Annotated in this window: 10 protein-coding genes and 1 pseudogene; 5 read left to right on the forward strand and 6 right to left on the reverse strand. The window is 43.6% G+C overall.

Annotation, left to right across the window (positions count from 1 at the left end):
- Positions 1 to 58: 58 nt before the first annotated feature.
- Genes FVA69_RS14655 through FVA69_RS14665 form a run of 3 tightly spaced genes read right to left on the reverse strand, consistent with a single transcriptional unit; the run spans position 59 to position 3,937 of the window.
- Complete coding sequence (locus FVA69_RS14655; RefSeq protein ID WP_164529053.1) at positions 59 to 1,654, reverse strand: UxaA family hydrolase; 1,596 nt, start codon at positions 1,652 to 1,654, stop codon at positions 59 to 61.
- Positions 1,655 to 1,678: 24 nt separating this feature from the next.
- Positions 1,679 to 2,992, reverse strand: a complete 1,314-nt coding sequence (locus FVA69_RS14660; protein ID WP_117162151.1) for an MFS transporter — start codon at positions 2,990 to 2,992, stop codon at positions 1,679 to 1,681.
- A 51-nt stretch (positions 2,993 to 3,043) separates the two neighbouring features.
- On the reverse strand, positions 3,044 to 3,937 hold the full coding sequence (locus tag FVA69_RS14665) for a dihydrodipicolinate synthase family protein (protein WP_117162152.1): 894 nt from the start codon (positions 3,935 to 3,937) through the stop codon (positions 3,044 to 3,046).
- 345 nt (positions 3,938 to 4,282) lie between these two features.
- On the opposite strand from FVA69_RS14665, the gene FVA69_RS14670 reads away from it, so the two are divergent.
- The 4 genes from FVA69_RS14670 (at position 4,283) to pflA (ending at position 9,649) form a co-directional block, all read left to right on the forward strand.
- Entirely contained in the window at positions 4,283 to 5,056 is a 774-nt protein-coding gene (locus FVA69_RS14670) for an IclR family transcriptional regulator (protein WP_004909501.1), read from the forward strand.
- Positions 5,057 to 5,518: 462 nt separating this feature from the next.
- Positions 5,519 to 6,376 (forward strand): formate transporter FocA, encoded by an 858-nt coding sequence (focA, locus tag FVA69_RS14675; RefSeq protein WP_109911032.1) that lies wholly within the window; start codon positions 5,519 to 5,521, stop codon positions 6,374 to 6,376.
- Between the two features lie 70 nt (positions 6,377 to 6,446).
- The gene (pflB, locus tag FVA69_RS14680; RefSeq protein WP_109911031.1) at positions 6,447 to 8,729 is read left to right on the forward strand and encodes a formate C-acetyltransferase; all 2,283 of its coding nucleotides are present in this window, start codon (positions 6,447 to 6,449) and stop codon (positions 8,727 to 8,729) included.
- Between the two features lie 167 nt (positions 8,730 to 8,896).
- A complete protein-coding gene (pflA, locus tag FVA69_RS14685; RefSeq protein WP_042851778.1) occupies positions 8,897 to 9,649 on the forward strand; it encodes a pyruvate formate lyase 1-activating protein in 753 nt (250 codons plus the stop codon).
- 65 nt (positions 9,650 to 9,714) lie between these two features.
- On the opposite strand, the pseudogene FVA69_RS14690 reads toward pflA, so the two are convergent.
- Positions 9,715 to 10,992 (reverse strand): annotated as a pseudogene (locus FVA69_RS14690) (ISL3 family transposase).
- A 12-nt stretch (positions 10,993 to 11,004) separates the two neighbouring features.
- Positions 11,005 to 12,039: a permease gene (locus tag FVA69_RS14695; protein WP_029396327.1), complete on the reverse strand. Its 1,035-nt coding sequence runs from the start codon at positions 12,037 to 12,039 to the stop codon at positions 11,005 to 11,007.
- Positions 12,040 to 12,150: 111 nt separating this feature from the next.
- On the opposite strand from FVA69_RS14695, the gene FVA69_RS14700 reads away from it, so the two are divergent.
- Positions 12,151 to 12,465 carry an ArsR/SmtB family transcription factor gene (locus FVA69_RS14700; protein WP_000349485.1) on the forward strand — a complete coding sequence of 105 codons (315 nt, stop codon included), beginning with the start codon at positions 12,151 to 12,153 and terminating at the stop codon, positions 12,463 to 12,465.
- Between the two features lie 208 nt (positions 12,466 to 12,673).
- Here FVA69_RS14700 and FVA69_RS14705 read toward each other — a convergent pair whose 3' ends face one another.
- Positions 12,674 to 13,096 (reverse strand): DUF2000 domain-containing protein, encoded by a 423-nt coding sequence (locus tag FVA69_RS14705; protein ID WP_164529054.1) that lies wholly within the window; start codon positions 13,094 to 13,096, stop codon positions 12,674 to 12,676.
- Positions 13,097 to 13,143 lie beyond the last annotated feature (47 nt).

Below are 13,143 nucleotides of genomic sequence, written 5' to 3' on the forward strand. Positions count from 1 at the left end.
AATCGTTGACGGGGAACTTGCCCCGTCAACATTTTTACATTTTATTGGTTTATATTAATTATAAATCCAATGAACGTTTCCATAATAAGAAATCAAACTGTTCTAGGCGATCCGCTTGGACCTGATAGTCACCGCTTGCCGTATCAATTACCCGTTCAAATAGCCCTTTACTTATTGTCGGTAATGGAACCCCATCAATAATTGGCCCGCAATCATAATCAATTATGTCCGATAGGCGCTCTGCAATGGCACTATTCGTCGATATTTTTAAAACAGGTACAATCGGGTTCCCTGTGGGAGTGCCAAGCCCTGTTGAGAAAATAACCACATTACACCCTGCAGCAACAAGTCCTGTGACTGCATTAACATCATTACCTGGCGTACAGACTAATGATAACCCACTGTCAGGCATCGGCTCCGCATAGTCACACACCGCACTAATCGGTGAGGTTCCGCCCTTTTTAGCCGCTCCGGTCGATTTAATCGCATCGGTTATTAACCCGTCCGCAATATTGCCGGGACTTGGGTTATCGGCAATGGTAGTATTAAAGAAATTCGCTGTTTTTTCATAACGTTCCATCAAATCTAAGAATTTTTTCTTATCCTCAAAAGAGACGTACCGCTTCACCATATCCCCTTCTGCACCACATAATTCCGGAAATTCAGCTAACCCTGATGCGCCCCCCAAAGTCACTAGCCAATCAGAAACTAGCCCCATCGCAGGGTTACCCGAGATCCCAGAAAAACCGTCAGAAGCGCCACATTTCACACCGAGTTTTAAATGAGACAACGGAACGTCCACACGAGATTGCGGTATGACGGCCTTCATGCACTCATAGGTTTGCTTCAATGCTGTTTGCATCATTTCTTCTTCGCTACTCCACTCTTGCTGGCGAAAGTAAAGTGCAGGTTTAGCAAAATTAGGGTTACGAGCAACAAGTGACTCTTTAAACATTTTACGCTGTGCTTTTTCACAGCCCAAACTGAATACCGTAATACCGATGACATTAGGGTGGTCCGCATAAGCAGCAAGCACATCACACATCGTTTTACTGTCAGAGGTCGCTCCACCACAACCACTCGTGACCGTAATACATCGTACACCTTCTATATGTGGGAATAATTTAGGTTTTGCCGTTCCCCCTTGCTCACCAGCTGTTAAATCCAACGCAAAATTTTTCAAACTATTATTGGTATAACCTAATGCTTCATTTAAGGCGTCTGTAAGTTTTGTTACATTGCGGTTTTCACAAAATACCAATGGAAAAATTAACCAGTAGTTTGCGGTTCCTACTCGCCCATCCTCACGTACATAGCCTTTAAATGTGCGTCCTTGATATGCAGATACATCAGGTGCATTCCACTCGTACGGTGCATCTTGTTCTAAAGAAACTGGGGCTGCATAGTGGCGAATATTATCGACTGTGATAACTTCACCTTTTGCAATTGGCTTTGTTGCTTTTCCTACTGCTGTGCCATACATAGAAACAATGCCATCAACGGGTATCGCTTCCATGGCAAATTTATGCTTTGCTTTAACATCAGTCACGAGGATCACATCTTCACTTCCCCAGTGATAAATATCCCCTGCTTGCAAGTCCTTTAAGGCAACAATTAGGTTGTCGCTCTCATCAATTTTGAGAATTTTTTGCATGTCACACCTTCCTAAAAATTGTCATTAGTTAGATGACAATGCGTTGAGATTCTTGTTATGCGTATTTTTTTTAAGTAATGCGATTAAGACGGCACAACCTACGGTGATCACCGCTAATGTCACGATACCTGCGGTATTGCTATTCATCATTTTATCGACTTCCACGCGAATGATTGGCGCGAGGAATGAACAAAATGCCCCCATGGTGGTACAGAAACCAATTCCTGCTGCTAATGCAGGGCCGCTTAATAACTGAGGAGGAAACGTCCAAAACACTGGTTGAACGGATAAAAAACCAACAGCGCTTAAACATAATGCTGCAATAGCAAAAACAGGGCTTGCAAATGCTGACAATGCCAAACCTAATGCTGCGGCTAACATACACAGCACTGAGATTTCGATGCGACGAGTTGGATGGCGGTCAGCAAAACGAGGAATGTAATACACCCCGAATGCAGAACAAGCCCAAGGTATGGCAGCAACTAAGGATTGTTTAAAGCCTAAACTTTCCCCCATTAAGGACGCAACTTGGGAAGGCAGAAAGAACATCAAACCGTATACTGAAATTTGTATCGTGCCGTAAATCAGTGCAAGGTGCCAAACTTTGATATTTTTTAGTGCAGATAATACCGATGTGGTTTCAGTTTTTGCATTTTCTTTGGCTAATTGTTCAGTTAGCGCTTTTTTCTCTTCTTCGGTTAAAAAACGGGCTTTTTCAGGGCTATCATCCAAATAAAAGAATGCAAAAATACCAATCACAACGGCAGGAAGTCCTTCAATGACAAACATCCAGAACCAACCTGGCCGGCCTAACCAGCCATGCAATTCCAGTAACGCGCCTGATAATGGCGAACCCAGTGTCAATGCCAAAGGTACACCTAGAACAAAGATCCCAATTACAGACCCACGTACATTATTGGGGAAATAAATTGAGGCTAATAATAGAATGCCTGGATAAAAGCCAGCTTCCCCAAGTCCCAACAAGAAACGCAAAACTATAAATTGCGTTTCATTGGTGATAAAACCTGTCATTGCCGACAGAACGCCCCAGATTACCGTGGTAATACTCAGCCACTTTTGCGCACCAATTTTGTTTAAAATTAAGTTAGCGGGAATGCCAAATAGCGCATATGCCGCAAAGAAAATACCGGCACCAAAAGCAAACGCTGAATCAGATAAACCAATGTCGACTTGCATTGCATCTTTCGCAAAACCTACGTTGACTCGGTCAATAAATGCAACAAAATACAAAATAAACATCAGGGGTACTAAACGTTTCCACGATTTGGCTATCGCAGAATTTAAAACAGGATTGTTATAAGCTTTAGTTGTCGCCATGATATTTTTCCCTGTTGGTAAGATGTTCTATTGTGTTTGATTCAGGAAAGGTCAGAGCGGTGAATCAGCAAGGGTTAACAACTGCTGAAGTTGCTCAATCTGTATATTGTTCAACCCAATAAATGGTGCTGTACAATAATCTGAATTAACCACACCTTTTAGCTGCAACGCTTTCTTAAAGGTTGGGATGAATGGCGCATTGACGCCATATATAGCCATCAATTGGTCTACTCGTTGCTGGTGTTTTGCCACTAACGCTAAATCACCTTGGGTAAACGCCTGCATCCATGATGCAAAAAATTGCGGCACAATATTTGAAAGCCCACCAATGCACCCATTTCCCCCCGATAACACCACATGAGCAAAGTTATTATCGTAACCTGCGTATACCTCAAAATGAGGCAAGCGTGATTTCACCGTTTCAATCACTTGGGCGGTATGAGTCGTGTCAGGAATGGTATCTTTCAATCCGATGATATTGGGATATTTATCCGCTAAACGTAGGCAAACATCAGGGGAGACAGAATAACCTGTTCGTTCAGGAAAGTTATAAATGAAAATGTTAGCAGATGTTTTTGCTGCTATCGCACTGTAAAAACGAAAAATACCTTCATCATCTAGCGGGAAATAATATGGGCTAATAATCATCACCCCATCGATTCCTTTTTCATATGCATAGTTAGCCAATTCAATCGACTCTTCCACATCAAGGCGGCTTGCCCCTGCATAAACACGCATTTCCTCCTTGGGATAACGACCACATAGGTCGATGAGTTTTTTTGAGCTCTGCATATTGAGCGCAAAAAACTCCCCCGTGCTTCCCATAGTGACAAAACCGGAGACTTTGCCCTTCAATGAGTCATAAACACGTATATTTTGTTCTATATCCACTCGACCTTTGTCATCAAAGATGGTCACTACTGGAGTGATATAACGACTTTCCATACTGATAATCTCCTTGTTACCGATATTCATATATACAAACCACATTCATAAATAAAAACCATAAACAAGAAATCATGAATCATTGATTGAGTCAAATTCATACAACTCATATGAAAATTTTATGTAATAATCTGATTAAAAAGATATTTGAAGGGATTAAGTGGTCATAAAGCTAACTAAAGAATAATTTTTTTATTGCTAAATTTTGAGCAAAGTCACGCCTTTTGGATGACTTTACCCATTATTAAGAGTGACCAATTTGAGATTAAACGTATTCCTGAGATGATTTACATAGTGGTATTTTAAACCTAGAATAGCGACAAAATTAATCAGGGAGGTGGTTTAATGTCTACGGGGCACATGCCGACAATTCGGGTATTAGAAATACTGCAAGTTTTATCGGCTGAAAATACTGGGCTTTCTTTGACGCAACTTTCTGATAAAACACAAATATTAAAAGGGACGATTTATCCTATCTTAAAAACATTGGTTGAACATCGGTATATTAATTACGATGATAATAGCCAGCTATATTATTTAGGTATCGCCTGCTCGCTTCTTTCCCGCTCATTTTTCGAAAAATCCTATTGGCTAAAAATGGTTCATCGGGAAATGGTGCATATCGTTGATGAATGCAATGAAGTGTGCCAAATGGGGATTTTAGACGGTGCTAATGTGTTATACATTGATAAAGTTCAATCGGCGCAAAAGGTCCAATTAATCTCTAATATTGGAACTCGTTTGCCTGCGATTTACTCGGCACTGGGTAAGGCTATGATTTTTAACTACAGTGACCAGCAAATTTCCGAACTTTATCCTTCGGGTTTTACTCCGTTAACCCAATACAGCGTGCAAACTTTGGCTGAACTGCGCCTACAGCTTAACGCGGTTCGCGAAAATAGTTATGCCGTTGATAATAAAGAAATTGATGAAGAAACCATTTGTTATGCTGTCTCATTACGACAACGCAATAACATCATTGCGGCAATCAGTGTGTCTATCCCAACCTTCCGCATCGATGAACCCAAAGTGAACCAAGTCATCAAAACGCTCTTAACTAGTCGAGAACGTATTGAGCAAGAACTAAACACTCTTGACAATATTGAATTTTATACCTAGTTACAACGTTAAAAACGGATTGTTTTATTAAGATATATCACTTTAATTTATCGATTAATTTATATTAATCTTTTATTATTTGCATAATTGTTAGATAAATATTGCAAAAAAATGGTTTGGCTAAGGAATATATATCGGAATCTCCCCTAATTAACTAGGGCATTATGCAAACATAAGTTAAATTATATGCCAAAGAGATCATATTCATCTTAAATAGTTAACATTTACGCGTATATTTTTACTTATTTTGCTGGCCAAAACTGACTTTATAAAAATTTTATATAAATTTTAAAAAATATTTAAACCTTATTTATCAAATGGATAAGTTGTAATTTAACATTAAATTAACCGTTTTCACCACTCTCTCTAGAGAGTTCATGATCCATATCAAATTTATCAATTCTCCCCTTTGTTACTATTATTGCGTGCTATAATTAATCAACTTTGTAAGAGAGTGTTGGTATGAAAGCTGACAACCCTTTTAATTTATTGCCACCAGCTGTAATGGCGCAAGTCGCAGATGATGCCTCTGTTTATAAGGCAAATAAACATCCTGCAATTACTTACTTGTCAGCATTCACTGCCGGTATTTTTATCTCTATCGCATTTGTATTCTATATCACGGCAACAACCGGGGCAGCTGAAGCGCCTTATGGTTTCACTAAACTTATTGGCGGGATTTGTTTCTCCTTAGGCCTGATGTTAGTGGTTGTATGTGGTGCAGACCTTTTCACCTCCACCGTACTCACTATCGTCTCAAAAGCCACAGGTAGAATCACTTGGGGGCAAATGTTCCTCAACTGGTTTAATGTCTATATTGGTAACTTAATTGGCGCGCTGTTCTTTGTTGCACTGATTTGGTTTGCAGGACAATACACCGCAGCCAATGGCCAATGGGGATTAAATGTATTACAAACCACCAGCCATAAATTGCACCATACCTTTATTGAAGCGGTTGCATTAGGAATTTTAGCAAACTTAATGGTTTGCCTTGCCGTTTGGATGAGTTACTCCGGCCGTAGTTTAACTGATAAACTGGTCGTTCTAGTGTTACCTGTCGCGATGTTTGTGGCGAGTGGTTTTGAGCATAGTATTGCAAACATGTTCATGATCCCATTAGGTATTATGATTAAAGAGTTTGCACCTGCTGAATATTGGTCTCAAATAAATATGTCTCCTGATCAATTTTCACACCTAACAGTCGGTAACTTTATTACAGATAACTTAATTCCAGTTACTATCGGAAATATTATTGGCGGCGCGATTTTAGTCGGCCTCATTTATTGGTTTATGCATTTACGTAGTGGCCAAAAACATTAATAGCCACTGACACACACGAAAAGATTTATTAAGATCCCTAAAAGATCCATTGTTAAAAGGTAAAAGTATCATGTCCGAGTTAAATGAAAAATTCGCTTTAGCATGGCAAGGTTTTAACCAAGGTGACTGGCAGAATAACGTCAACGTACGTGATTTCATCCAGAAAAACTACACTCCATATGAAGGTGATGAATCTTTCTTAGCAGGCTCTACTCCAGCAACTGACACGTTGTGGGATAAAGTCATGGAAGGGATCAAAATCGAAAACCGCACTCATGCGCCAGTTGATTTTGACACAGATGTCGCTTCAACCATCACTTCCCATGATGCAGGTTACATTACTAAAGAATTAGAAAAAATTGTTGGTTTACAAACTGATGCACCTCTGAAACGTGGTCTTATCCCGTTCGGTGGTATCAAAATGGTTGAAGGTTCATGCAAAGCTTACGACCGTACTTTAGACCCTGAAATCAAAAAAATCTTCACTGAATACCGTAAAACTCACAACCAAGGTGTTTTCGACGTTTACACGCCAGACATCTTAAAATGCCGTAAATCAGGTATCTTAACGGGTCTACCTGATGCATATGGTCGTGGTCGTATCATCGGTGACTACCGTCGTGTTGCACTGTACGGTATTGATTTCCTGATGAAAGACAAATTTAACCAATTCACCTCTTTGCAAGAAAGATTAGAAAAAGGTGAAGACTTACAAATGACTATCCAACTGCGCGAAGAAATTGCTGAACAGCACCGTGCATTGGGTCAAATGAAAGAAATGGCTGCAAAATACGGTTACGATATTTCTGCACCAGCAACAAACGCACAAGAAGCAGTACAGTGGACTTACTTCGGTTACTTAGCCGCTGTTAAATCACAAAACGGTGCTGCAATGTCATTTGGTCGTGTTTCTACCTTCTTAGACGTGTATATCCAACGTGACTTAGAAGCAGGTAAAATCACCGAACAACAAGCGCAAGAATTAATTGACCACTTAGTCATGAAACTGCGTATGGTACGTTTCTTACGTACTCCTGAATACGATGAGTTGTTCTCTGGTGACCCAATCTGGGCAACTGAATCATTAGCAGGTATGGGCCTTGATGGTCGTACTCTGGTAACGAAAAGCACATTCCGTTTCCTGAACACACTGTATACCATGGGCCCATCTCCTGAGCCAAACATGACTATCCTGTGGTCAGAAAAACTGCCAATGAATTTCAAAAAATTCGCAGCAAAAGTGTCTATCGATACCTCATCAGTTCAGTATGAAAATGATGACCTGATGCGTCCAGACTTCAATAACGATGACTACGCAATCGCATGTTGCGTCAGCCCAATGATTGTTGGTAAACAAATGCAGTTCTTCGGTGCTCGCGCAAACTTAGCGAAAACCATGCTGTATACCATCAATGGTGGTGTTGATGAAAAACTGAAAATGCAAGTAGGTCCTAAACATACACCAATCATGGACGAAGTCTTAGATTTCGATACTGTGATGAACCAAATGGACCACTTCATGGATTGGTTAGCAACTCAGTACGTCACAGCACTGAACTGCATCCACTTCATGCATGATAAATACAGCTATGAAGCTTCACTGATGGCGCTACATGACCGTGATGTTTATCGTACCATGGCTTGTGGTATCGCAGGTCTATCTGTTGCTGCTGACTCACTGTCTGCAATCAAATATGCGAAAGTTAAACCAATTCGTGACGAAGACGGCATTGCTATCGACTTCGAAATCGAAGGTGAATATCCACAATTTGGTAACAACGACTCTCGTGTAGATGATATCGCGTGTGACTTAGTTGAACGTTTCATGAAGAAAATTCAGAAACTGCCTACTTACCGTAACGCGGTACCAACTCAGTCAATCCTGACCATCACATCTAACGTTGTGTATGGTAAGAAAACAGGTAACACACCAGATGGTCGTCGTGCAGGTGCACCATTTGGACCAGGTGCAAACCCAATGCACGGTCGTGACCAAAAAGGTGCGGTAGCTTCACTGACTTCTGTTGCTAAACTGCCATTTGCTTACGCGAAAGATGGTATTTCTTATACTTTCTCTATCGTACCAAATGCGTTAGGTAAAGATGATGACGTTCGTAAAACTAACTTAGCCGGTCTGATGGATGGTTACTTCCACCACGAAGCGTCTATCGAAGGCGGCCAGCACTTAAACGTTAACGTTATGAATCGTGAAATGCTGTTAGATGCAATGGAAAACCCAGAGAAATATCCACAGCTGACTATCCGTGTATCGGGATATGCTGTACGTTTCAATTCACTGACTAAAGAACAACAGCAAGACGTTATTACTCGTACTTTCACAAGCACAATGTAATAATTAGCTTATTAAAATAAAGTAAATTAAAGACCCCGCTTTATGGGGTCTTTTTATCTATACCAGCAACGATATTTTTTCTCTAAAGTTTGCGGTATGACAGATATTTTGGAGTGCCTGCTATGTCTATCGATGATACAAAAACCAAAACAATAGCGATAACTAATATGACAGAAACCCCAACCACACTCGGCCGCATTCATTCATTTGAATCATGCGGAACGGTCGATGGTCCAGGGATCCGTTTTATTGTCTTTTTCCAAGGCTGCTTAATGCGCTGCCTGTATTGCCATAACCGCGATACTTGGGACACCCATGGTGGCAATATCGTCACTGTTGACGAATTAATGAAAGAAGCCGTGACCTATCGCCACTTTATGAATGCGACAGGCGGCGGCGTTACCGCCTCTGGTGGTGAAGCTATCTTACAAGCCGAATTTGTTCGTGACTGGTTCCGCGCATGTAAAAAAGAAAATATTCATACTTGCCTTGATACCAATGGCTTTGTACGCCGCTACGACCCAGTGATTGATGAACTGATGGATGTCACTGACTTAGTGATGCTTGATTTAAAACAAATCGATGATGCAATTCATCAAAAATTAGTGGGTGTTTCTAATCACCGTACTTTGGAATTTGCCCGTTACCTTGCCAAACGCAACCAAAAAACCTGGGTACGCTATGTTGTCGTGCCGGGTTGGAGCGATGACGACCATTCAGTACATTTACTGGGCGAATTTACCAAAGATATGAACAATATCGAGAAAATCGAATTATTACCTTACCATGAGCTTGGTAAACACAAATGGGAAACTATGGGTGAAGAATACAAGCTAGATGGCGTTAGACCACCATCAAAAGAAGTGATGGAACGAGTCAAAAGTATTCTTGAAAGTTATGGTCACAAAGTGATGTACTAAAATTATAGGGTATACGGATTTAATGGTTGATGGGGCACCTTTACCCCACCAACCTGATACCATTATCAGATGGTTGATAGATCGACCCCGTAGTTGAGTTCCTCTGCGAAGTCCGGCAGTCCGTAACCGATGGTTTTCTTGTAGAACGGAGAGACCTTCGCGGTCGGGGCCTTCTTCTTGTGCTTCGTGGTGTAGAGCATTCGTGCCCGCATCACCTCGAAGGAGTAACCACGTCCTTCACGGTTCTTGTCCTTGGCCAGTCGGTTGATGGACTCCGTGTAAGCGTTGGTGACGGGCATGTCCGTCTCGAAGTAGGTCATGATCTCTTCGCGCCAGTTGCCTACAGCCCTGACCAGATCGCTCCAGACTTCCTTCTGGCCCTTCGGGATGGTGGCTATCCACTCGTCCAGGGCGGCTTCTGCCTGGGGCCGTGTGGTAGCGTCCCAGATGCCGTAGAAACGTTCCTTGTGCTCGTAGGCGGCCAGCAGTTGTGGGAATGCGCCGGTCCAGGTCTCCATGATGAGGCGTTCCCGGTTTGAGACTTCGTGAGCGCGTTTCAGCAGGATTTTCCGGTCACCCTTGAGGGTTCGGCTCTGGGAGGGCATCAGCTCCTTCCTGAGGCCCTTGCGCACCTTCTCCAGGGCATCGTTGGCCATGCGCACCACATGGAACTTATCGACCACGATGCGGGCCTGTGGCAGCACCGCCTTGACCGCTGCTCGGTAGGGATTCCACATGTCCATGCTGACGATCTTGACCTTCTGCCGGTCTTTCATCTTCATCAGGTAGTTGGTCACCACGTCCTGACGGCGGGTGGCCAGCAGGTCGAGCAGGGTCCTCTCCTCGATGTTGGTCAGGATGCAGCGGTAGCGCTTGTTCAGGTACAACTAGTCAATGCCGAGAATGCGGGGCGTCTCGAAGCGGTGCCAGCGCCCCAGGAATTCGGCGCGGGCGTTGAAAATGTCGCGTACCGTCTTCTCGTCCAGGCCCGTGGTATCAGCCACGTAGGCGTAGGGGTGATTGAAGGCTTCCTTCTCCACGTACTCATGCAACCGCAGCGTCATGCGGAAGCCGTCCACCATCTCCGGTAGCTGGGGCCTGAAGGTGGTCTTGCAGGCCCGGCAGGTGTACCGGCGACGAACTACCCAGAGGGTGACCCGCTTGCCGTGGATGGGCAGGTCACGATAGGGAACATCACGCTTGCCGAACCGCACGAACTCACCCTGCACGCAGCACCCCTCGCAGGCTACTGGTGTAGGTGCTTCAAGCCGAAAATGTATGTCTTCATTCTGCTCATCAGAATCCACCAACTGGTAACCAGGAAGGCTTAACGAATTAATCATCTCCCGCCTTGATCAGAAAAACAGGTAGGTGGCGTAACCGGCAATCATCGCCATAGCAAAAATGACTGCTAAAAACGCCGCTAAAAGCTTCAGCGTGAACAAAGAGCGCAACAGAATGAGCTCAGTCAGGCTGGCTCCGGCACTGCCGATGATCAACGCAAGCACCGTCCCGGCACCCACGCCTTTGGCCATCAGAGCCGCTGCCAGAGGTATGACGGCTTCAGCGCGAATATACAACGGCACGCCGATGACAGCGGCAACTGGAATGGCAAAGGGATTATCTGGGCCTGCATACTGCTCCAATAAGTCAGTGGGCATGAAACCATAGATCACGCTGCCAATCGCAATAGCGATGAGCAGGTAAGGCAACACATCGATAAAGTCCGACCAAGCTTCCCGCCACACACCATTGTACTTCCCTTCTTTCTTAACCGTGACAGTGGGTTGACTGTCACAGCATTCGCTAGACGTAGAGACTGTTGTCTTCCTATCAGCCCCGCAAGAAGCCGTCTTCGGAGTGGTGTCGCAGCTGTTGGTGCCGCAACTCGATGCGGTCGATGTAGCACTGCACGGGCTTGCTGATGAACTACATCCACTGCTCTCTTGTGTCGCCGTCCGGCGCACATAACGCTCGAAGCCAAGCGTGTGAAGCAGCCATCCGGCACCTACCGCGACCACCAAAGCGGCGAGCACATAGATAGCAGTAAGTGTCCATCCAAACGTGGCAACCAGCAGGCCGACGACGATAGGATTCAGCAACGGAGATGTGAAAAGAAACACCATCATCGGCCCAAAACCGGCCCGTGCCTGAATCAACCCTTTCAACATGGGGATAGTCGAGCAACTACAGAAGGGCGTTATAGCTCCTAAACCAGCAGCAAGAAAATAGCCTCGCTTCCCACTGGAAGTCAGTAACGCTTCCACCTTGGATGGTGGGATGTGACGTTGAAGAACTCCGACCAGCAAGCTAATGCCAATGAATAAAACCGATAGCTCGATAGCGAGAAAGGCGAACATGCCTAGAGCGTCTTGGAGTTGAGGTGACATTCAATATTACTCCTATATTTCTAGTTTTATCGAAATGATGTACGCAGTCTACTTGCGTTTATCCGACCTGTCAACTATAATTCTAGAAACATCGAATTATTGGGGCGTGCTATGGATCACGAAAAGGTTGCAGCCAGCTTAGCTGAGCTAGGGAATAGTCACCGACTGTCCGTGTTCCGCTTTCTGGTCAAAGCTGGCCATGATGGGGCTTCGGTCGGAGATATCCAGAAGGGGCTGGGTATTCCTGCTTCGACGCTATCACATCACCTTGCGCGCATGGCCAAGGTAGGGCTGATCCGGCAGGAGAAACATAGCCGCACGATTGTCTGTATACCCGAGTATGGGCACCTAGAGAATTTGATCGGTTTCTTACAAGAGGAATGTTGTGCAGGTGTCCGGATTGCGCATGAACCAGAACCGCTTTGACGCTTGCCCAGCTCTCGCTGTCCTCCCTAGTCAGCATCGCTATGAAGACTCAGGCGAAGGTGGAAACAGAAAATTGGCAGTAGAGTAGGCTGAAGAGGATCAATCAGATAATCCGCTGAGAAAGATTTTCTTCTTTACATCTTTGACATTTTATCAACCAGAAATTCCGGATACCCAAATTATAGAGGCTCTTTGCAGAGCCTCTTATTTATTTGAAAAGCGGTAAATGGCCAATTAACTGAGTAACTGCTTTTTTATTTCCCACCAAGCCTATCCCTGCCAATTGAATATCTTTATATTGCTGTTCAGATAATTTCTGCTGATATTCATCATAAGTACGGCAAGATTGAGCGAGCAAACTAAAAGGAATGATATAAATATCATCCTTCTGGTAAGCGACCACTTCAATCTCTTTCATATATTGCTCTGCGGATTTTAATATCGGTAATGGTGCATAAATCACCCCTGGGTAATTCATATTATCCAAACTATTAAGATCATTCCCTACCATATTATTGACTTTATTTCCTAAACTCACACCAATTACACTCGCTGCATTCATCGCTAAACCATTCGATAAGTTTTGGTTTACCACGATGGCACAACGGTGTTCTGTTGGATTAAAAATCATCTCTCTTTTCCCTTTTACTGTTTGTTATTGTTCTAAAACACCTCATT

This window comes from Providencia sp. PROV004, from assembly GCF_011045615.1.
Taxonomy (GTDB): Bacteria; Pseudomonadota; Gammaproteobacteria; order Enterobacterales; family Enterobacteriaceae; genus Providencia; species Providencia rettgeri.

Excerpts from the sequence above, each read along its gene's own strand:
- FVA69_RS14655 (WP_164529053.1), bottom strand. The coding sequence starts at position 1,654 with ATGCAAAAAATTCTCAAAATTGATGAGAGCGACAACCTAATTGTTGCC.
- FVA69_RS14660 (WP_117162151.1), bottom strand. The coding sequence starts at position 2,992 with ATGGCGACAACTAAAGCTTATAACAATCCTGTTTTAAATTCTGCGATA.
- FVA69_RS14665 (WP_117162152.1), bottom strand. The coding sequence starts at position 3,937 with ATGGAAAGTCGTTATATCACTCCAGTAGTGACCATCTTTGATGACAAA.
- FVA69_RS14670 (WP_004909501.1), top strand. The coding sequence starts at position 4,283 with ATGTCTACGGGGCACATGCCGACAATTCGGGTATTAGAAATACTGCAA.
- focA (WP_109911032.1), top strand. The coding sequence starts at position 5,519 with ATGAAAGCTGACAACCCTTTTAATTTATTGCCACCAGCTGTAATGGCG.
- pflB (WP_109911031.1), top strand. The coding sequence starts at position 6,447 with ATGTCCGAGTTAAATGAAAAATTCGCTTTAGCATGGCAAGGTTTTAAC.
- pflA (WP_042851778.1), top strand. The coding sequence starts at position 8,897 with ATGACAGAAACCCCAACCACACTCGGCCGCATTCATTCATTTGAATCA.
- FVA69_RS14695 (WP_029396327.1), bottom strand. The coding sequence starts at position 12,039 with ATGTCACCTCAACTCCAAGACGCTCTAGGCATGTTCGCCTTTCTCGCT.
- FVA69_RS14700 (WP_000349485.1), top strand. The coding sequence starts at position 12,151 with ATGGATCACGAAAAGGTTGCAGCCAGCTTAGCTGAGCTAGGGAATAGT.
- FVA69_RS14705 (WP_164529054.1), bottom strand. The coding sequence starts at position 13,096 with ATGATTTTTAATCCAACAGAACACCGTTGTGCCATCGTGGTAAACCAA.